We start from the raw sequence: 19,165 nt of genomic DNA, 5'->3' as shown, positions 1-19,165 counted from the left end.
AAGCGGGATCAGGCCGTCTAGCTGGCCTTTCGGTGCGTGATGAGGTACTCAGCAATCGCCTCACGCATCACTTCGCTGAGCTTTCGATGGTTTTCTTCCGCGAAGGCGACGAGATCGTTGTCGATGCTGCGTGGCAACCGAACCTGCCGCACAGGCGAGGTCTCACCCGGCGCCGCATCCGGGTCGATCGACGGCCGGCCACCGCGGGATCGCTCGATGAGATCGCTGCCGAAGGCGGCTGCAGCCTGCCCCCGAAGCGCGGACTGCGAGTCCTCCGGGAGCGCCATGTCATGCTCGGCCCATTCCGCGGCCGCGTCGTAGTCCTTCTCGCTCATCTATCCTCCTTCATACGCTGAAGATGCTTGGGCCGTGCGACCATCACGTGGAAGATGTGCAGGTCTCGGGGCGGATTGACCTCGACCATAACTTCCAGCAACGGACCGCCGAGTTGCCTGGGTGGTCCGATGAACAACGTCGGCCGGATGCTTGCCGGCGGCCGCGGTTCGTCGAACTCCTGCTCAACGTAGTGCGCGTTCATGATCGCGTGAAGTGCGTCCTCACGATCGATGCCGTGCTTGTCCGCGCTTGGTGCCCACGTGATCGCCACCTAGGTAATGTACTACATAACTCAGTTTTGTACTACACAACTTCTCCAAGCAGCAGGTCGGTGAGGAGGTTGCCGGCGGGGCGGTTGAGGTGGCGGGCGGTTAGGCCGGCTGCTTGGGCGCCTACTACGTCCAGTTCCAGGTTGTCGCCGATCATGAGGGTTTCGGCGGGGGTTACGCCCAGGTGGGCGCAGGTTTGGAGGTAGGAGTGGGGGTGGGGTTTGCTGATGCCGAGGGACTCGGTGGTGCAGACGACGTCGACCAGGTCGGCGAGGCCGATGGCGTTCAGTTTGGCGTTCTGCTGACGGGTGCTGCCGTTGGTGAGGATGCCGATGCGCCAGTTGTTGCTGCGGGCAACTTCCAGGGCGGGGCGGGCGTCGGGGTAGGCCGACCAGTTCGCCGTGTACAGCTCGAGGTAGCCGGCGAAGAACTCGTCCTGTTCGGGCTCGGTGGCGGGGACCGGGTGGCCGAGGAGCGGGAGGAATTCGTGCAGGCGGGCTCGGCGTTGGCCCTGGTGGGTGAGTTCGCCGGCGAGCCAGCGGGGGTAGACGCGGTCCTCGATGGCGAACCACTCGGCCAGCAAGGCGTCGGACGGTGTACCGCCCAGCTTCGAGATCCAGGCGTGTACGGCGATCGCGGCGGAACCTGTGTGGTCGAACAGGGTGTTGTCGAGGTCGAAGATGACTGCCTTCACGCGCGCACTACCGAATCGCGGTTGAGTTCGCGGTGGTTGGCGTAGCCGGAGAGGGCCAGGGTCAGGTCGAGTTCGGCGAGGAAACAGCGCAGGACGTGTTCGACACCGGCCTGGCCGGCCAGCGCGAGGCCGTACAGCAACGGCCGGCCGAGGAGCACCGCCTTGGCGCCCAGAGCGAGCGCCTTCGCCGCGTCCGCGCCTGTCCGTACGCCGGAGTCGAACAGGACGGTCATCTGCTCACCAACCGCCTCCGCGATCGCGGGCAGCGCGTCCAGCGCGGCGATCGCGCCGTCGACCTGGCGACCACCGTGGTTCGACACCACGAGGCCTTCGAAACCGTGCTCGGCAGCGAGCTTGGCATCCTCGACGGCGGTGATGCCCTTCAGGACGATCGGACCGTCCCAGTTGTCGCGCAGGAATCCGAGGTCGTCCCAGCTGAGACCGACGTTCGGGAACATCTGCGCCCACTGCATCACCGCGGCGCCCGGATCCTCGTCGATCGGCTTGGCGAGTTTGGACTGGAAGGCCGGGTCGCTGAAGTAGTTCGCGAGCCCCTCACCCTTCAGGAACGGCAGGAACCCGCGATCCAGGTCGGCCGGACGCCACCCGATCGTGCCGGTATCCAGGGTCACCACCAGGACGCCGTACCCGCTGGCCTTGGCGCGTTGCAGCAAGCTGAGGCAGACGTCGCGGTCGGTCGGGTAGTACAGCTGGTACCACTTGCTCTTCGCCTCGATCTGCTCGATCGCGTGGCTGGCCTGGGTCGAGTGCGTGTAGGTGATGCCTAGGGTGTCGGCGGCGCGCGACACGGCCAGCTCGCCGTCCGGGTGCGCGAGCGTCTGGACACCGATCGGTGCGACCAGCACCGGCGCGGGCATCGCCGTACCGAGGATCGTGCAGCTCAGGTCGCGTTCGGTACTCCCGCGCAACATCCGCGGCACCAGCCGCCACCGATCGAACGCCGCCAGGTTGGCCCGCGCGGTCGCGCCGTTCCCCGCGCTCGGCACGATGTAACCCATCGCCTCCGCGGACAGCGTCCCGGCCGCCTGTGACTCCAGCCGGGCCAGGTCGGTCGTGATCTCCGGCCGGGTCCCTTGCAGCATTCCTTGCAGATAGATCTGCAGCTGAAAATCACCGAAGTTGGCCATGCCGGATGCTCCCACAACATGACATCTGTCAGGAACGGCCCCCGAGGTCCGTCAGCCTGGTGCCCGAGTTCGTCCTGAAGTCCTGGGAAGTTGACAATCTGGTGGCAGGTTTGTGGGTGGTGGCGGGCGGGGTTTGGGAGACTCAGGGGTGACTAGTGGAGTGACTGCTGACGGTCGGGGTGTGTCTCGGCGGGTGGGGTTGGCGTTGTTCGCGTTGGCGACCGGTGGATTTGCGATCGGGACGACCGAGTTCGTGACGATGGGGTTGCTGCCTCAGATCGCGGCGGGGGTGGGGATCTCGATTCCAACCGCGGGCCATGTGATTTCGGCGTACGCGCTGGGGGTTGTGGTGGGGGCGCCGGTGATTGCGGCGCTGGGGGCGCGGACCGGGCGGAAGCGGATGCTGCTCGGGCTGATGGCGATGTTTGTGGTGGGCAACGTTTTGTCGGCTGTTGCTTCGAGCTACGAGCTGTTGATGGCGGCGCGGTTCCTGACCGGGGTGCCGCATGGCGCGTTCTTCGGGATCGGTGCGGTGGTCGGGGCCTCGATGGTGCCGGCGAACCGGCGGGCGTGGGCCGTGTCGATGATCATGGTCGGGCTGCCGGTGGCGAACATCATCGGCGTACCGCTGACGACCTTGATGGGACAGGGCCTCGGGTGGCAGGCACCGTTCCTGGCGGTTGGTGGGCTCGGGTTGCTGACGTTGGTGGCCGTCTGGTTCTGGGTGACGCCGCAAGCCGTGGGCAGTGACACGAACGTGCGCAGTGAGTTGAGTGCGCTGGCCCGGCCGCAGGTGTGGATGGCGTTGCTGGTCGGAATGGTCGGGTTCGGCGGCATGTTCGCGACGTACTCGTTCATCACCCCGACGATGACGGAACTGGCCGGTTTCTCCCCGTCCGCGGTCACGATCGTGCTGGCGACGTACGGCGTCGGGATGACCTGCGGCACGCTGATCGGTGGCCGGCTGGCCGACCGTGCGCTGATGCCGAGCCTGTACGGCGGCCTGATCGCGGTGACCATCGTCCTCGGTGTGTTCGGGTGGATGGCGAACACCAAGCCGACCGCGCTGATCGCGGTGTTCCTGATGGGCGGTTCGGCGAGCATCCTGATCCCCGCGCTGCAGACGCGGCTGATGGACGTCGCTCACGAGGGACAGTCACTGGCCGCGTCGCTGAACCACTCCACACTCAACATCGCCAACGCGCTCGGCGCCTGGCTCGGCAGCCTCGTACTGTCGGCCGGCTACGGCTACGAATGGCCGAGCCGGGTCGGCGCAGCACTGGCGGTCGCCGGGCTGATTTTCGCGGTGATCTCGGGCTTGATGGATCGTCGGACGGCGAAATCAGGGGTGAACCAGGCAACCGCCTGACCGGATCCCTGGGTATCACCTGGTTGGATCGGAGTATGGCGACTATGACGTTGAGCGCCGCCGATCAGGTACGGCGGCGTGGGCTGCGGCAGATGCGATTGGTCGCACTGTCGTTGCTGGTGCTGGCTGCGATCGTCTACGTGATCACGCTGCACCGCGACGGCGGCTTGGGCTACGTGAATGCGGCGGCCGAGGCGGCGATGGTTGGTGCGCTGGCCGACTGGTTCGCGGTGACTGCATTGTTCCGGCATCCGCTGGGGTTGCCGATTCCGCATACCGCGATCGTGCCGACCCGCAAGGACATGCTGGCCGAGAGCCTCGAACAGTTCGTCACCGAGAACTTCCTCTCCGAAGAGGTCGTGGCGGAGAAGATGCGGTCGGCCGATGTCAGCCGCCGGGCCGGTGAGTGGCTGGCCGCCGGGAACCATGCCGAGCGGATCGTCGCGGAAGGCGCCCGGACGATCGGGGCCGCGCTGCCGAAGCTCGGGGACGACGACGTGACCGCGTTCGTCCGGGGATCGCTGCTGCCGCGGTTCGTCCAGGAACCGCTGAGCCCGATCGCCGGGCACTTCCTCGAGTCGGTGGTCGACGACGGGGCTCATCACGCGCTGTTCGACCTGCTGATGATCGAGGCGCACGACTGGCTGAGCGAGAACCGCGAACTGCTCGCCGAGGTGGTCGGCCCGCGGGCGCCGCGGTGGTCGCCGATGTGGGTCGACCGGCTGGTGGTCGACCGGATCCACCGCGAGGCGCTCGCCTGGCTGGCCGACGTACGGGACAACCAGGACCACAAGGCCCGGCAGGCCGTCGACCGGCTGCTGCAGAAGCTCGCGGTCGACCTGCAGAACGACCCCGAGACGATGGAACGGTTCGAGGCCTTCAAGGCGCGGATGCTCACCCACCCCGACATGGGTTCCAGCCTCACGGCGGTCTGGGATTCGTTGCGCACGGCACTCATCGACTCGATCCAGGATCCGGCGAGCACGCTACGGGTCCGCGGGGTGAAGGTGATCCAGGACCTGGGTCAGCGGTTGCAGGACGACGACGTACTGCGGGGCAAGGTCGACGCCCGCGCCACCGAGGCGGTCAGCTACGTCATCCGCACCTACGGCACCGAGATCGTCTCGGTCATCTCCGACACGATCGCCCGCTGGGACGGCCGCGAGGCGTCGGCCCGGATCGAACTGCACGTAGGCCGCGACCTCCAGTTCATCCGCATCAACGGCACCGTCGTCGGCGCCCTCGTCGGCCTGGTCATCCACACGGTCAGCCAACTCCTCTGACGCATTTGACTGGCTAGGCAGCGAAATTGGGGGTTCTGCACCGTCAACCACGGTGCAGAACCCCCGATTTGAGTGGCTAGCCAGCCAAATCAGATGCCGCAGCTGGGGGCGCTCCAGTAGTTGCTGGTGCGGATGTCGAGGTGGGCGTGGTCGTTGTGACCGGAGAAGCCCGGGCCGAGGATGCCACCGAAGCCGTGGTAGCGGGCCTGCTTGACCAGCGCGCACAGCGAGTGTGAACCGACCAGGTCGGCCGCGCGGCCGTAGAGGTGCTGACTGTCGCTGGCGCCGCCGACCGAACGGTTGCACGGGATGCTGCGGAATCCGCTCGAGATGTTCAGCGGCTGGTCCCCCATGGCGTGCCGCATGGCTTCGAGCTGCCACATGGTCTTGAGCGCGTTGAGCTTGGTGTCGGCCGCACTCAGCGGACCGCCGTCGTACCCGGAACCGCCGCAGCCGTCGTCGAGTTCGGCGTAGGTGAAGTGGATCGGGGTGCAGTCGTCGTCCTGCAGTGCGTAGATCTTGTTGTACGTCGTGCCGTCGGCGATGCCGGTCGCCGGCAGCCCGTATGCCTTCTGGAACAGCACGAGGGCGGCCTTCGTGGCGGGGCCGAAGTCGCGGTCGATGGCCAGATGCTTTCCGTACCCGGGATAGCCGGCGATCCGGATCTGCAACTGCTCGACGTCAGCGCCGACCGCCCCCTCGCTGAGGGTCCGGCTCCAGGTGTAGCAACCGTCGGCGTGCGCCTTGGGGGCGGTGACGAACTGGGTGGTCAGGGTCGCGGCCAGCATCGCCGCGAACAGCAGGAAGATGGCGGCGAGCCGCGGGAGCGGGCGGCCGATGAGGTGGGACATGACAACCTCCGGGCGGTGAAGTGACTTGTCTGCCGACCACAGTGCGGCAAGATCCACCGCATTACCAGGGATTGTCCGGAACTTTCTTCCGAACAGGCAACCAAATCCCGGGGACACCTGGTCAGGCAGGATGTGACTACGAAAATCGGCACGCTCACGCAGCGTGGTCTTTTGGGCGCAGGAGAAACGGGGCCGCCGGTGACATCCAGCGAGGGATTCGACGCGTTCGTCGCCGCCCGCTCGGGCCGCCTGCTGCGGACGGCGTACCTGCTCACCCACGACCACGCCCTGGCCGAGGATCTGGTGCAGACCGCACTCGCCAAGGCCTGGTTCGCCTGGTCCCGGATCGAACGCGACGATCCCGAGCCGTACGTCCGCAAGATCATGGTGAACACCTACGCCTCCTGGTGGCGCCGCCGCTGGACACACGAGATCCCCAGCGACGAACTCCCCGAGAGTTCCGCCGCCGGCCCCGAGTACGAAGGCGATCTCTGGGACGCGCTCCAACGGCTCCCCCGCCGCCAGCGCGCCGTGATCGTCCTGCGCTACTACGAGGACCTGACCGAGGCCGAGACCGCCCGCCTCCTCGGTACCAGCGTCGGCACCGTCAAGAGCCAAGCCAGCAAGGCCGTGGCCAAACTCCGCCTGGACCCCGCCCTCCTCTCCGGCACCCCTGCCACCCAGGAGACCCCCCGATGAACCTCCAAGACCTCCGCACCGAGCTGACCGCCCGCGCCGAAGAATCAGCTGCCCGCCAGCCCGACCTCCTGCCCGGCATCCGGCACAAGATCCGCCGCACGAAGCAACGCCGTACGGCGACAGCCCTCGCCTCGGTAGCAGCCGTCGCGATCCTCGCCGTGGCCGTGGTCCCCGGCGTCATCACCACCTCGACCCCGGACCCGGCCGAGGAGAAGCCGTCGGACTACATCGAGAACGGCAGGACCGTGCCGGGCATGGTCGGGTCCGACAAGTTGCTCAAGGCGTGGATCGGCGACAAGAACGAGAACAAGGTCTCCTTCGCGTGGACGCCGACAACCAAGAGCATCAACGTCCGCGGCGCCTGCGAGTCCGAAGGCTATGCCGGATTCGCAGAGGTCCGGATCTGGGTTGGCGACGCATACGCCGGAAGGATGCCCTGCAACCTGGGCGCCGACGCCTGGGCCTCGAACGCCGCACTGGTCAGCACTTTGCGGACCGATTCACCGCTCTGGCTCGATTCCCCGATCGGGAAGCCGACGACGGTCACCGCACAGGTCGTCAGCGAGTCCGGCGAATTGGCCAAGTCGACCGGAAGCATCCAGGTCGGCCTCTACTCCACGCCGGAGGTGCTGACCTACACCGAGGGGCTCGCGGCGCGCACCCCACCAGTCGGCCCGGACGACTACCAGTCCTCCGGCGTGGTTTACCGCAAGCAGGTCGGCGGTGACACCCTGCTCGGTGCCGCTGCCGGTGAACCCGGCGCCAAAGAGGTCCGGTTCAGCTTCACCTCGACGGGTGCCCCGCTGGTCCTGCATGGGTTCTGCACGGCGAACAGCGCATCGACGTTCGATGCCCAGCCCTATGAGGTCCAGACGTTCTTCAACGACACCTCGATCAGCAAGATGACCTGCGAGGCATCCTCGACCGACGCGGGCCGCGGCAGCAGCCACATTGTCCCGGCCCCGCCGGCCGGGCAGCAGGTCGAGGTCGTCGCTCGGATCGTCGCCAAAGGCAAGGTCCCAGCCCCGAGGGACAACGTCCGGCTCGGCCTCGGCATCTACGCGCAGGGCAAGCAGCGCGTGATCGACGGAGTCGGAATCGCGGAGCGGGTCGAGTTCGGTGGCTACGACTACCAGCTCGCGCAGGTGCGCGAAGCGGCAGGACCGTCAGGCCGGGTCACCATCGACACCCCCGCCGACAAGCCGTTCCTCATCGCCTACGGCAGCTCCGAACTCGGCATCCCCGGGGAAGCGGAGGGCGAGATGTCGTTCCGCGGTCAGCCCGGCGGGATCGGCAAGGCCGCCGGCACTGCCGGTGGGCTGGGCAGCGGGCTGAGCGGCTGGGGCCCTGGGCCGGCCGGTCAGGCTGAGATGAAGGTGACGAAGGGGAAGCCGACCAAGGGCAAGGTCTTCATCGCGATCTACCTGCCCGCCTAGCGCGCGGCCTGCGCGCCTGGTGTTACAGCCAGGCGTGCAGGTCGGCGGCGTCTTTGACCAGCTGCTCGGGGCTGTTGTCGGGGACGAATTCCAGGAGGGCGTTGAGCTCTCGGGGGTCGCCCGCCAACCGAGCGAGGACCTGGCGCCACAGCGACTCGCGAGTGGCCAAGGGGCGGCGGGTGCCGTCGGGGTCCCAGGAGAAGACGTGGACTGTGGTCAGCCAGGGCAGGAGGGAGTCCAGTTGCTGGAGGCATTCTTCGTCGGCCATGCCTACGGGAGGTTGCCAGTACGTCGTGAGGTTCGGGGCGCCGACGTCCATCAGCAGCGTGATGGTGGAGTCGACCTCGTCGGTCAGGGTGTTGCGGTGGAACTCCAGGGCGATCTCGATACCGGAGCTGGCAGCCACGTCGGCCAGCTCGGCGAGTCCACGGGTCACCGCCATCCGGTCGCCGACGCCCGCTTCCGCCGTACCGACGGTGCCGGCCCAGACGCGGATGCGGGAGGCGCCGAGGGCTTCGGCCGTTGCCACAGTGGCGCGCATCTGCTCGCGGTCGGCCGCGCCCGCGCGGAGGTAGGAGCCGTAGGCGACGGTCTGGAGTCCGTGCAGCTCGGTCAGGTTCTTCACGCGGCGGGCGGCGACCAGGTCGCCGAGCGGGACGTGGATGTCGCCACCCCATTCGATCGCCTTGAGACCCGCCTTCGCCGCGACCTCCACCACCTCGTCGGCCGGCAACTGACGGAACGTCACCGAGACCAGTCCGGTCCTCACACCCACGCGTGCCTCCTAGTGTCCTGCCCTCTATCCAACCCCATCGGGCCAGCGCCGCCCACGCGATCCTGGTCACCGTCTCACGTCATGAGCAAAGCTCTTGGATGCAACTGACGCTCGCGCTTAGAGTGCAAGCTGTGCCGGATCAGCGAAAAGGGTTCATCTACGGGTTCACCGCTTACCTGATGTGGGGCCTGTTCCCGCTGTACTGGCGGCTCCTCGACCGATCCGGCGCGATCGAGTTGCTCGCCCACCGGGTGATCTGGTCGCTGCTGACGATCGCCGCCCTGGTCGCCGTACTGCGGAAGTTCGACCAGGTGAAGGCGTTGCTCCGGCAGCCGCGGAAGCGGTGGGCGCTGATGGGCGCCGCGCTGCTGATCTCGGTCAACTGGGGGACGTACATCTGGGGCGTGATCAACGGCCATGTGGTCGAGACCTCGCTCGGGTACTTCATCACCCCGCTGTTCGCGGTCTTCCTCGGCGTAGTCGTCCTGAAGGAGCGGCTGCGCCCGGCACAGTGGGTCGCGCTGGCGATCGCATTCGCTGCCGTCCTCGGGCTGGCGATCGAGAACGGCCGGCCGCCGTGGATCGCGATCATCCTGACGTTCTCCTGGGGCTTCTACGGGCTCGTGAAGAAGAAGGCCGACGCGGGGGCGATCGAGGGTATGGCGGTCGAGTCGGCCACCGTCGTACCGCTGGCGATCGCAGCCCTCGTCGTACTGGGTGCACACGGTCAGTCGACCGTCACCCACGCCGGGACCGGGTACTTCCTGCTGGTGCTGCTGACCGGCCCGCTGACCGCCGTACCGCTGCTGTTCTTCGGCGCGGCCGCGACCAGGACCTCGCTGACGACTCTCGGCCTGCTGAACTACATCGCCCCGATCCTGCAGTTCATCTGCGGTGTCACGCTGTTCCACGAGCACATGTCGCCGATGCGCTGGGCCGGGTTCGGCCTGGTCTGGGTGGCATTGGTGATCTTCACCTTCGACGGAATGCGGCGCCACCGGACAATGGCGCTGGAGCGGGCCGCGCTGGCCACCTCCGCAGCGTGAGTGTTCGACTCCTCTTGGCTACTTAGGGCAACCTAAGCCGTCCGACGTTCATCTGACCTTCACTCGGCGACCGCCTGCGCTCCCTAGGGTCCCGACGTGACCAAGTTCCTGCCGCTGATCAGTCAGCTCGGTACCCGCCATGGCTCCCGCTCGTTCCGCACCTGTGAGATGAAGTGCGCCAACCAGTGCGACCACGCTCAGCCGAACACGTCCGACAACGAGCACATCCAGTCCGTGTTCCGGTCGGCCTTCACCCGCCGCAACATGCTGAAGGTCGGTGCGGCCGGCGCTGCTGCCGCCGGGGTCGCGACCCTGGCCACCAACCTCCCGGCCACCGCCGACCAGCAGGTGTACGGCGGTTTCCCCAAGGGCAACGGTGATTTCCCCGGCCTCGGTGGTGGTCACGGCAAGCTGACCCACGCCGTCGTACCGCCGAACCGCAAGGACGACATCGTCATCCCGCGCGGTTACGAGCAGGGCGTGATCATCGCCTGGGGCGACCCGGTCGAGTACGGCGCTCCGCGGTTCGACGCACACAAGCAGTCGGCGGCGTCGCAGGCCAAGCAGTTCGGGTACAACAACGACTACACGATGGTGGTGCCGCTGCGCGACGAGCGGAAGTCGTTGCTGGTCTGCAACCACGAGTACACCGACGAGTACCTGATGTTCCCCACCGGCAAGTACGACCTGGCCGCCCAGGCCAAGATCAGCCTGGCCGCGCACGGCATGTCGGTGGTCCAGATCGAGCGCGTCGGCCACACGGGCCAGTGGCGCCGCGACAAGCACCTGTCCCGCTACAACCGCCGGATCACCGCCACCACGAAGTTCGAGGTGACCGGTCCGGCCGCCGAGGACAAGCGCGTCGGAAAGGTTGCCTACGGCACCTTCGGTAACTGCGCCGGCGGCGTCACGCCGTGGGGCACCGTGCTGTCCGGCGAGGAGAACTTCAACGGGTACTACGACGTCTCGGGCAGCACCCCGGCGGAGTACGCGGCGTCGTACAAGCGGTACGGCGTCCCGACCACGGTCACGAAGTCGGCGCGCCAGTGGAGTGTCGTCGACCCGCGCTTCGACCTGACCAAGACCCCGACCGAGGTGTTCCGCTCCGGCTGGATCGTCGAGGTCGACCCGTACGACCCGCGCGCGACCCCGCGCAAGCGGACCATGCTGGCCCGGCTCAAGCACGAGGGTGCGACCACCACGATCACCGCCGACGGGCGGATCGCGGTCTACCTCGGTGACGACGAGAAGGGTGAGTACATCTACAAGTTCGTCTCCGAAGGCAAGTACGACCCGGACAACCGGAAGAAGAACTTCGGCCTGCTCGACGCCGGCACCCTGTACGTCGCCAAGTTCACCGGTGACGGCAACGGCGACGGCCTGCACGACGGCACCGGCCAGTGGATCCCGCTGACCAGCCACACCACGTCGTACGTCGAGGGGATGTCGGTCGCCGACGTCCTGATCGACACCCGGATCGCGGCGGACAGGGTCGGCCCGACCCGGATGGACCGCCCGGAGGACGTCGAGCGCAACCCGGTCAACGGCCGCATCTACGCCGCGCTGACCAACAACGACAAGCGGGGCGGCAGCTTCCCGGCCGACGAGGCCAACCCGATCGCCACCTCACACGTCCGCGAGAAGCTCGACGGGCCGCTGATCGAGAAGGCCGGTAACCGCAACGGCTACATCCTCGAGATCACCGAGGAGGGCGACGACGCGGCCAAGACCGGCTTCTTCTGGACCCTGTTCCTGGTTTGCGGCGACCCGACCGCCCAGGAGACCTACTTCGGCGGCTTCGACAAGTCCAAGGTGAGCCCGATCTCCTGCCCGGACAACGTCGCCTTCGACGGTTCCGGCAACCTGTGGATCTCCACCGACGGCAACGTGCTCGGTTCGAACGACGGCATCTTCACCGTCCCGGTGGCCGGCCCGAACCGCGGTCAGGTCAAGCAGTTCCTCTCGGTGCCGTTCGCGGCCGAGGCCTGCGGCCCGCTGGTCTCCGAGGACGACAAGACCGCCTTCGTCGCCGTCCAGCACCCCGGCGAGACCGACGACGCCACCTTCGAGAAGCCCACCTCCACCTGGCCGCACACCGACAAGTTCCCGCGCCCCGCGATCGCCTGCGTCTGGCGCCGCGACGGCGGCCGCGTCGGTTCGTAGGTTGACAGCACATAACCTGGACATCTAATGTCCAGATTATGAAGATGAACGAGGGCGTCGAGTGGGCCTTGCACAGCTGCGTGAATCTCAGCTGGCTGCCCGGCCAGGCGGTCACCGCCAGGCACCTCGCCGCCTTCTACGAGCTCCCCACGGCGTACCTGAACAAGCAGTTGCAGGCGCTCGCACGAGCAGGCATTCTTTCGTCGGTCCCGGGCCCCAAGGGCGGCTTCCAGCTCGCCCGGGACCCGCGGAAGATCAGCCTGCTCGACATCGTGGTGGCGATCGACGGAGCCGATGACGCGTTCCGCTGCACCGAGATCCTGAAGGTCGGCCCCGGCGGCGACCCCAAGGCCGACTACCGCGAGATCTGCGAGATCTCCCAGGCCATGCGCGCCGCGGAGCTGACCTACCGGCGCGAGCTCGCCGGCCAGACGATCGCCGCCGTGGCCGAGCGCGTCGTACGGAACTATCCCGACGCACCCGAGAACACCCGCACCCGCTTCGCCAACCTCAAGTCCTGAGGTTTGTCCTAATTCTGGATATTAGATGTCCATATTTCAAGGAGCAGAGATGACCTTCACCAAGCCCGTCCTCGTCCGCGCCACCGACGGCGAGGTCCTGTCCGCCAGCGGCGTGACCCTGCTGGCCGACGTACCGCAGACCGGCGGGCAGCTGACCAGCCACCGCTCCACCTTCCGGCCCGGCAAGGAAGGCGCTCCCCCACACCAGCACCACGAAGCCTCGGAACTCTTCTTCGTCCTCACCGGCCGGCTCCGCGTCCTCCTCGACGACGAGCTGATCCTCCTCGACCAAGGCGACTTCCTCGTCGTACCGCCCAGCACCACCCACGCCTTCGAGGCCGCCGGCACCGAACCCGCCGAAGTCCTCTTCGTCCTCACCCACGCCAAACCCCGCTTCGGCTACTACCGCCTCCTGGAAGGCGCCTACCAAGGCACCACCGACTGGTCCGAAGTAGCCGCCACCAGCGACCTCTACGACAACCACTACGCCGACAGCCCCACCTGGCAGAATCGCTGAATCAGCACCACCAACCATTTCCACCCAGCCCCGAACCGCTCGACGGCGGGGGTCAGACGGAGCGGGTGACGACCAGGTCGCAGAGGGAGTCGAGGGCTTGGCGGGCCGGGCCTTCGGGGAGGGGGGTGAGGAGGCGGCGGGCGTCGGTGGCTCGGCGGCGGACGTCGTCCTCGGCTTGGGTGAAGGCGGGGTGGGCGCGGAGCAGGTCGAGGGTCTCGCCGAGGCGGGCGTCGTCCGAGAGGTCCGAGTCGAGGAGCTCCAGGAGGCGGGCGTCGCCGGGGTCGGTGGGGTCGGCCTGGGCCCGGAAGATCAGGACCGGGAGGGTGGGGACGCCTTCGCGGAGGTCGGTGCCGGGGGTTTTGCCGGACTGGCCGGATTCGCCGGCGATGTCGAGGATGTCGTCGGCGAGCTGGAAGGCGACGCCGATCTCCTCGCCGAAGGCGCGCAGGGCCTCCTGGATCTCTTCGGAGGCACCGGCGAAGCGGGCGCCGAAGAGGGCCGAGGTGGCGATCAGGGAGCCGGTCTTGTCGGCGACGACGGACAGGTAGTGCTTGAGCGGGTCCTGGCCTTCGCCGACGCCGAGGGTTTCGCGGATCTGGCCCTCGACCAGGCGGCCGAAGGTGCGGGCCTGGATCCGGACGGCCTCGGGGCCGAGGTCGGCAACCAGGTCGGAGGCACGGGCGAACAGCCAGTCGCCGGACAGGATTGCGACCGAGTTGTCCCAGCGGGCGTTCGCGGTGGCCGAGCCGCGGCGGAGCGCGGCCTCGTCCATCACGTCGTCGTGGTGCAGGGTGGCGACGTGGGTCAGCTCGACCACGACCGCGGACTTCACGACGTCAGCAGACGCCGGGACCGGGCCGAACTCGGCGCCGATCAGCACCAGCAGCGGCCGGAACCGCTTGCCGCCGGCAACCATGACGTGCTGAGCGGCGGCAGTGACGAACGGCGCCTCGGACTCGGTGGAGTCGTGCAGCGCCTGTTCCACAGCCTCCAGCCCAGCGCGGACCCGGGCTTCGAGCGCCTCATCGGCGAACGCGAAGCCCAGGCTCTCGGCCGGCAGCGGGGTCGGACTCAACGGATGAACTCACCCGCGCGGGCCGCCAGTTCGAGGACCGGTCCGGGGACCAGGCCGAGAATCACTGTGGCGGCGAGACCGAGGGCAACCGCGGTCGTGGTCTGCCAGCCCGGCAGCGCCACATCAGGCGCGTCGGTCGGCAGGTCGGAGAAGAACATCAGCACGATCACGCGGACGTAGAAGAACGCGGCGACCAGGCTGGACAGGACGGCGACGACGACCAACGGCCACGCCCCACCGGTCCAGGCTGCGCTGAAGACCGCCCACTTGCCGGTGAAGCCCGCGGTGAGCGGGATACCGGCGAAGGACAGCAGGAAGAACGCGAAGATCCCGGCCAGCAGCGGCGACTTCTTGCCGAGCCCGGCCCAGCGGGACAGGTGGGTGGCCTCGCCACCCGCGTCCCGGACCAGCGTGACGACCGCGAAGGCACCGATCGTCGAGAAGCCGTAGGCGACCAGGTAGAAGAGCACCGCCTGGGTCGAGGTGATCCCGTTGTGGACACCGCTCCCGGCCTGAGCCAGGCCGACGAACGCGGTCAGCAGGAAGCCTGCGTGCGCGATCGACGAGTAGGCCAGCATCCGCTTCACGTCGGTCTGGGTGATCGCGACGATCGAACCGACCACCATGGTGAGGATCGCGACGACCCACATCATCGGCGCCCAGTCCCAGCGCGATCCGCCGAGTGCGACGTAGAAGACCCGCATCAGCCCGATGAACGCGGCGATCTTGGTGCAGGCCGCCATGAACCCGGTGACCGGCGTCGGCGCACCCTGGTACACGTCCGGCGTCCAGGAGTGGAACGGTACGGCGCCGACCTTGAACAGCAGGCCGACCCCGATCAGACCGGTTCCGGCCAGCAGGATGGACTCCGCACCGGTGTCCTGGGCCAGCGCGTCCGCGATCCCGCCGAGCGACATCGTGCCGGCGTACCCGTAGAGCAGCGCGATCCCGAACAGCAGGAACGCGGAGGCGAACGCACCGAGCAGGAAGTACTTCATCGCGGCTTCCTGCGAGATCAGCCGGCGACGACGCGCCAGCCCGCACAGCAGGTACAGCGGCAGCGAGAAGACCTCGAGCGCGACGAACAGCACCAGCAGGTCGTTGGCCGACGCGAACAGCATCATGCCGCCGACCGCGAACAGCGTCAGCGGGAAGATCTCGGTGTGCTCGATCCGGGCCGCCGTACCCTCACGCTCGGCCTCGGACCCCGGTACGGCGGCCGCCTGGCTCGCGAACGCGGACAGGCCACCGTCGAGCGAGCGCTCGGCGAACAGCAGCACGCTGATCAGCGTCAGCGCGAGCAGGATCAGCCAGGTGAACAGCGCCGGGCCGTCGACCGAGATCGCACCCTGGGCCGCGATCAGTTCCTTGTTGCCGTTGATCAGCAGCCCGGTCAGCACCCCGGCGACGACGATCGCCACCACGGTGATGGCCAGCTGCGCCATGTGCCGCAGAGCGCGCGGCAGGAACGCCTCGGCGACGACGCCGACACAGGCCGCGCCGAACACCACGAGCATCGGCATCAGCTCGGTGTACTCGATCTTCGGCGCGACGAAGTCCGCCGCAGGCAGGATCAGGCCGATCACTTCTGTCCCTCCGTCACGGGGATCTCCGGCGCCTTGTCGGTGACTCCGACACGCTGCATGGTCGACTCGACCGCGGGTTTGATGATGTCGACGATCGGCTTCGGGAAGATGCCGAGGCCGATGATCAGGACCACCAGCGGCACGATCGCGAGGATCTCCCGCGCGTTCAGGTCCTTGAGCTTCTCGATCCCGTCACGCACCGGTCCGGTCATCGTGCGTTGGTACATCAGCAGGATGTAGAGCGCTGCCAGCACGATGCCGAGGACCGCGATCACCGCGATCACCTTGTGGTTGGCGAACGTCCCGGCCAGCACCATGAACTCGGAGATGAACGGCGACAGACCGGGGAGCGCCAGGCTGGACAGCCCCGCGAACAGGAACAGGCCGGCCAGCACCGGGGCGACCTTCTCGACCCCGCCGTAGTCGGCGATCCGCGCCGATCCGCGCCGGGAGATCAGGTACCCGGCCACCAGGAACAGCGCTGCGGTGGAGAGACCGTGGTTGAACATGTAGAGCGTCGACCCGGTCAGGCCCTGTGACGTCAGCGCGAAGATGCCCATCACGATGAAGCCGAAGTGCGAGATCGACGTGTACGCGATCAGCCGCTTGATGTCGGTCTGGCCGATCGCCACCAGGGCGCCGTACAGGACCGAGATCAGCGCGAGTACCAGCACCACCGGGGTGGCCCACTCGGACGCGTTCGGGAACAGGCCCAGGCAGAACCGGATCATCCCGAAGGTGCCGATCTTGTCCAGGATGCCGACCAGCAGCACCGAGGTGCCCGGGGTCGCCTCACCGGCGGCGTCCGGCAGCCAGGTGTGGAACGGCACCATCGGCGCCTTCACCGCGAAGGCGAAGAAGAAGCCGAGGAACAGCCACCGCTCCGTGTTCTGGCTGATGTCGAGCTTGACCAGATCGCTGAGCAGGTACGACGGGTCGCCGGCGCGCGCGGAGATCACGTAGAGACCGACCACCGAGGCGAGCATGAGCAGCCCACCGAGCAGCGAGTAGAGCAGGAACTTCACCGCGGCGTACGAGCGCTGCGGACCGCCGAACCCACCGATCAGGAAGTACATCGGGATCAGCGTGGCCTCGAACAGCACGTAGAAGAGGAACACGTCGGTGGCGGAGAAGACTCCGATCGACAGTGCCTCCAGGGCCAGGATCCAGGCGAAGAAGGACTTCTCCGACCAGCGGCCCTTGTCCGCGTCGTTCCAGGACGCGATCAGCACGATCGGCGTCAGCAGCGCGGTGAGGACCACCAGCACGATGCCGACACCGTCGAGACCGAGCGCGTAGTTCGCCCCGAAGGCCTTGATCCAGGTGTGCGACTCGGCGTACTTCTCACCACCGTTCTGGTGGTAGCCGACCGCAACGATCGCGGTCAGCACCAGGGTGACGAGCGAGAAGCCGAGCGCAACCTGCTTGGACAGCAGTGCCTTCGCCTTGGGCACCGCCATGGTGACCAGGGCGCCCACGAAGGGCAGCAGCAGTAAGAGGGTCAGCCAACCGATTTTCACGACAACCTCACCGCGAGGAGGGCGACGACCACGAATGCGGCGCCGAAGACCATGCTGAGTGCGTACGAACGGACGAAGCCCGTCTGGAACCGGCGGAGCCGGCCGGACATCCCACCGAACAGTGCGGCCAGCCCGTTCACCAGGCCGTCCACGCCGCGGTTGTCGAGCCAGACCAGCGTCCGGGTGAGGTACTGGCCCGGGCGCATCAGGACCGCCTCGTTCAGGGCGTCGCCGTACAGGTCACGCCGGGCGAGGACCGTCAGCGGCGAACCGGCCGGGGCCTCGCGCGGGATGTCCCGCCGGTACTTGAGCACGGCGATCACGAGACCGATGGCGACCACCGCGAGGGTGATCAGCGTCATCACGATCGCCGGCAGCGGCAGGTGGTGCTCCTCGTGCTTCCCGACGACCGGCTCGAGCCAGTGCTCGATCCAGTGCCCGGCGAAGTAGAGCGCGCCGCCACCCAGCGACAGCGCCGCCAGGATGATCAGCGGGATCGTCATCACCTTGGGCGACTCGTGCGGATGCGCGTCCTTGTCCCAGCGCTTCTCGCCGAAGAACGTCATCAGCATCACCCGCGTCATGTAGAACGCGGTGATCCCGGCACCGAGCAGCGCACACAGACCGATCACGATGTTGTCCGCGAACGCGGCCTCGATGATCTTGTCCTTGCTGAAGAAGCCGGCGAACGGCGGGATGCCGAGGATCGCCAGGTAGCCGAACGCGAAGGTGGCGAAGGTGACCTTCATCGAGGTCCGCAGGGCACCGTAGTGGCGCATGTTCACGTCGTCGTTCATCCCGTGCATGACGGAACCGGCGCCGAGGAACATGTTGGCCTTGAAGAAGCCGTGCGTGATCAGGTGGAAGATCGCGAACACGTAGCCGGCCGGGCCGAGACCGGCGGCCAGCATCATGTAGCCGATCTGGCTCATCGTCGAACCGGCGAGCGCCTTCTTGATGTCGTCCTTGGCGGTACCGATGATCGCACCGGCGAGAGCCGTCACGGTTCCGACGATGACGACGGCGGTCGAGGCCGCCTCGCTCTGCTCGAAGATCGCGTGCGAGCGGACCACCAGGTAGACGCCCGCGGTGACCATGGTCGCCGCGTGGATGAGCGCCGACACCGGGGTCGGGCCCTCCATCGCGTCCAGCAGCCAGGACTGCAGCGGCACCTGGGCGGACTTACCGCACGCGGCCAGCAGCAGCATCAGGCCGACCAGCGTGGCCCAGGTGCTCGACATGCTCTCGGCGCCGGAGTTCACCGTGGTGAAGGCCGAGGAACCGAACAGGGCCCACATGCTCATCACCGCGAGCGAGAGGCCGATGTCACCGACCCGGTTCACCACGAACGCCTTCTTGGCGGCGACCGCGGCCGAGTTCTTGTGCTGCCAGAACCCGATCAGCAGGTACGACGCCAGACCGACGCCCTCCCAGCCGACGAAGACCAGCAGGTAGTCCGCGGCCAGCACCAGCAGCAGCATCGCCGCGATGAACAGGTTCAGGTAGGCGAAGAACCGGCGCCGCCGGGCGTCGTGCTCCATGTAGCCGATCGAGTAGATGTGGATCAGCGAACCCACACCGGTGATCAGCAGCACGAACAGGATCGACAGCGGGTCGACCAGCAGAGTGAAGTCGACCTTCACGCTGCCGACCGTGAACCACTCGAACAGGCGAACCGTCTCGGACCGCTCCTCGCCGTGCAGCCCCTGCATCTGGACGAACAGCAGGACACCGCAGACGAACGAGGCCAGCGACGCCGCAGTGCCGAGCAGGTGACCCCATGCGTTGGTGGCCTTACCACCCAGCAACAGGATCGCCGCGGACACCGCCGGAATCGCGACCAGCAGCCACGTCAGCTCATGACTCATCGGTTTCAG

At 67.5% G+C, this 19,165-nt stretch carries 18 protein-coding genes; 8 read left to right on the top strand and 10 right to left on the bottom strand.

Annotated features, from left to right (window positions below; all coding sequences use genetic code 11):
* Positions 1-17: 17 nt before the first annotated feature.
* From ACFCV3_RS16060 to ACFCV3_RS16045, 4 genes are read right to left on the bottom strand one after another with little or no spacing between them, the layout of a single operon-like run.
* Positions 18-335, bottom strand: a complete 318-nt coding sequence (locus tag ACFCV3_RS16060; RefSeq protein WP_376030778.1) for a hypothetical protein — start codon at positions 333-335, stop codon at positions 18-20.
* Positions 332-607 carry a hypothetical protein gene (locus ACFCV3_RS16055; protein ID WP_376030777.1) on the bottom strand — a complete coding sequence of 92 codons (276 nt, stop codon included), beginning with the start codon at positions 605-607 and terminating at the stop codon, positions 332-334. The genes ACFCV3_RS16060 and ACFCV3_RS16055 overlap by 4 nt, the downstream gene beginning before the upstream one ends.
* 32 nt (positions 608-639) lie before the next feature.
* Positions 640-1,299 carry an HAD family hydrolase gene (locus ACFCV3_RS16050; protein ID WP_376030776.1) on the bottom strand — a complete coding sequence of 220 codons (660 nt, stop codon included), beginning with the start codon at positions 1,297-1,299 and terminating at the stop codon, positions 640-642.
* The gene (locus ACFCV3_RS16045) at positions 1,296-2,447 is read right to left on the bottom strand and encodes an alpha-hydroxy-acid oxidizing protein (protein ID WP_376030775.1); all 1,152 of its coding nucleotides are present in this window, start codon (positions 2,445-2,447) and stop codon (positions 1,296-1,298) included. Before ACFCV3_RS16045 ends, ACFCV3_RS16050 begins: the two co-directional genes overlap by 4 nt.
* A gap of 181 nt (positions 2,448-2,628) precedes the next feature.
* Here ACFCV3_RS16045 and ACFCV3_RS16040 point away from each other — a divergent pair, with 181 nt between their 5' ends.
* The gene (locus ACFCV3_RS16040) at positions 2,629-3,816 is read left to right on the top strand and encodes an MFS transporter (protein ID WP_376030774.1); all 1,188 of its coding nucleotides are present in this window, start codon (positions 2,629-2,631) and stop codon (positions 3,814-3,816) included.
* Positions 3,817-3,851: 35 nt separating this feature from the next.
* The gene (locus tag ACFCV3_RS16035; protein WP_376030773.1) at positions 3,852-5,099 is read left to right on the top strand and encodes a DUF445 domain-containing protein; all 1,248 of its coding nucleotides are present in this window, start codon (positions 3,852-3,854) and stop codon (positions 5,097-5,099) included.
* 89 nt (positions 5,100-5,188) lie between these two features.
* On the opposite strand, the gene ACFCV3_RS16030 is transcribed toward ACFCV3_RS16035, so the two are convergent.
* Entirely contained in the window at positions 5,189-5,950 is a 762-nt protein-coding gene (locus ACFCV3_RS16030) for a D-Ala-D-Ala carboxypeptidase family metallohydrolase (protein WP_376030772.1), read from the bottom strand.
* Between the two features lie 198 nt (positions 5,951-6,148).
* On the opposite strand from ACFCV3_RS16030, the gene ACFCV3_RS16025 reads away from it, so the two are divergent.
* Together ACFCV3_RS16025 and ACFCV3_RS16020 are read left to right on the top strand one after the other, a co-directional pair.
* The gene (locus ACFCV3_RS16025) at positions 6,149-6,649 is read left to right on the top strand and encodes a SigE family RNA polymerase sigma factor (RefSeq protein ID WP_376030771.1); all 501 of its coding nucleotides are present in this window, start codon (positions 6,149-6,151) and stop codon (positions 6,647-6,649) included.
* A complete protein-coding gene (locus ACFCV3_RS16020) occupies positions 6,646-8,085 on the top strand; it encodes a hypothetical protein (RefSeq protein ID WP_376030770.1) in 1,440 nt (479 codons plus the stop codon). The genes ACFCV3_RS16025 and ACFCV3_RS16020 overlap by 4 nt, the downstream gene beginning before the upstream one ends.
* A 22-nt stretch (positions 8,086-8,107) precedes the next feature.
* Here the strand turns inward: ACFCV3_RS16020 and ACFCV3_RS16015 are convergent, their stop codons facing one another.
* Entirely contained in the window at positions 8,108-8,860 is a 753-nt protein-coding gene (locus ACFCV3_RS16015) for a sugar phosphate isomerase/epimerase family protein (RefSeq protein WP_376030769.1), read from the bottom strand.
* 131 nt (positions 8,861-8,991) lie between these two features.
* Here ACFCV3_RS16015 and rarD point away from each other — a divergent pair, with 131 nt between their 5' ends.
* The 4 genes from rarD to ACFCV3_RS15995 all read left to right on the top strand — a co-directional run bounded on the left by rarD (position 8,992) and on the right by ACFCV3_RS15995 (position 13,107).
* Positions 8,992-9,906, top strand: coding sequence for an EamA family transporter RarD (rarD, locus tag ACFCV3_RS16010; protein ID WP_376030768.1), 915 nt, complete (start codon positions 8,992-8,994; stop codon positions 9,904-9,906).
* Positions 9,907-10,002: 96 nt separating this feature from the next.
* Positions 10,003-12,069: a PhoX family phosphatase gene (locus ACFCV3_RS16005; protein ID WP_376030767.1), complete on the top strand. Its 2,067-nt coding sequence runs from the start codon at positions 10,003-10,005 to the stop codon at positions 12,067-12,069.
* Between the two features lie 38 nt (positions 12,070-12,107).
* The gene (locus ACFCV3_RS16000; protein WP_376030765.1) at positions 12,108-12,590 is read left to right on the top strand and encodes an RrF2 family transcriptional regulator; all 483 of its coding nucleotides are present in this window, start codon (positions 12,108-12,110) and stop codon (positions 12,588-12,590) included.
* A gap of 49 nt (positions 12,591-12,639) precedes the next feature.
* Positions 12,640-13,107, top strand: coding sequence for a cupin domain-containing protein (locus ACFCV3_RS15995; protein WP_376030763.1), 468 nt, complete (start codon positions 12,640-12,642; stop codon positions 13,105-13,107).
* A gap of 52 nt (positions 13,108-13,159) precedes the next feature.
* On the opposite strand, the gene ACFCV3_RS15990 is transcribed toward ACFCV3_RS15995, so the two are convergent.
* The 4 genes from ACFCV3_RS15990 to nuoL are packed head-to-tail and all read right to left on the bottom strand — an operon-like array spanning position 13,160 to position 19,156.
* Positions 13,160-14,182 (bottom strand): polyprenyl synthetase family protein, encoded by a 1,023-nt coding sequence (locus ACFCV3_RS15990; protein ID WP_376030761.1) that lies wholly within the window; start codon positions 14,180-14,182, stop codon positions 13,160-13,162.
* Positions 14,179-15,705: an NADH-quinone oxidoreductase subunit NuoN gene (nuoN, locus tag ACFCV3_RS15985; protein WP_376031347.1), complete on the bottom strand. Its 1,527-nt coding sequence runs from the start codon at positions 15,703-15,705 to the stop codon at positions 14,179-14,181. The genes ACFCV3_RS15990 and nuoN overlap by 4 nt, the downstream gene beginning before the upstream one ends.
* 59 nt (positions 15,706-15,764) lie before the next feature.
* On the bottom strand, positions 15,765-17,288 hold the full coding sequence (locus ACFCV3_RS15980) for an NADH-quinone oxidoreductase subunit M (protein WP_376030759.1): 1,524 nt from the start codon (positions 17,286-17,288) through the stop codon (positions 15,765-15,767).
* Positions 17,285-19,156, bottom strand: coding sequence for an NADH-quinone oxidoreductase subunit L (nuoL, locus tag ACFCV3_RS15975; RefSeq protein ID WP_376030757.1), 1,872 nt, complete (start codon positions 19,154-19,156; stop codon positions 17,285-17,287). The genes ACFCV3_RS15980 and nuoL overlap by 4 nt, the downstream gene beginning before the upstream one ends.
* Positions 19,157-19,165 lie beyond the last annotated feature (9 nt).

This window comes from Kribbella sp. NPDC056345, from assembly GCF_042262745.1.
Lineage (GTDB): Bacteria > Actinomycetota > Actinomycetes > Propionibacteriales > Kribbellaceae > Kribbella.
The sequence above is the reverse complement of the archived record's forward strand: the minus strand, read 5'-3'. Positions and strand labels throughout refer to the sequence as shown.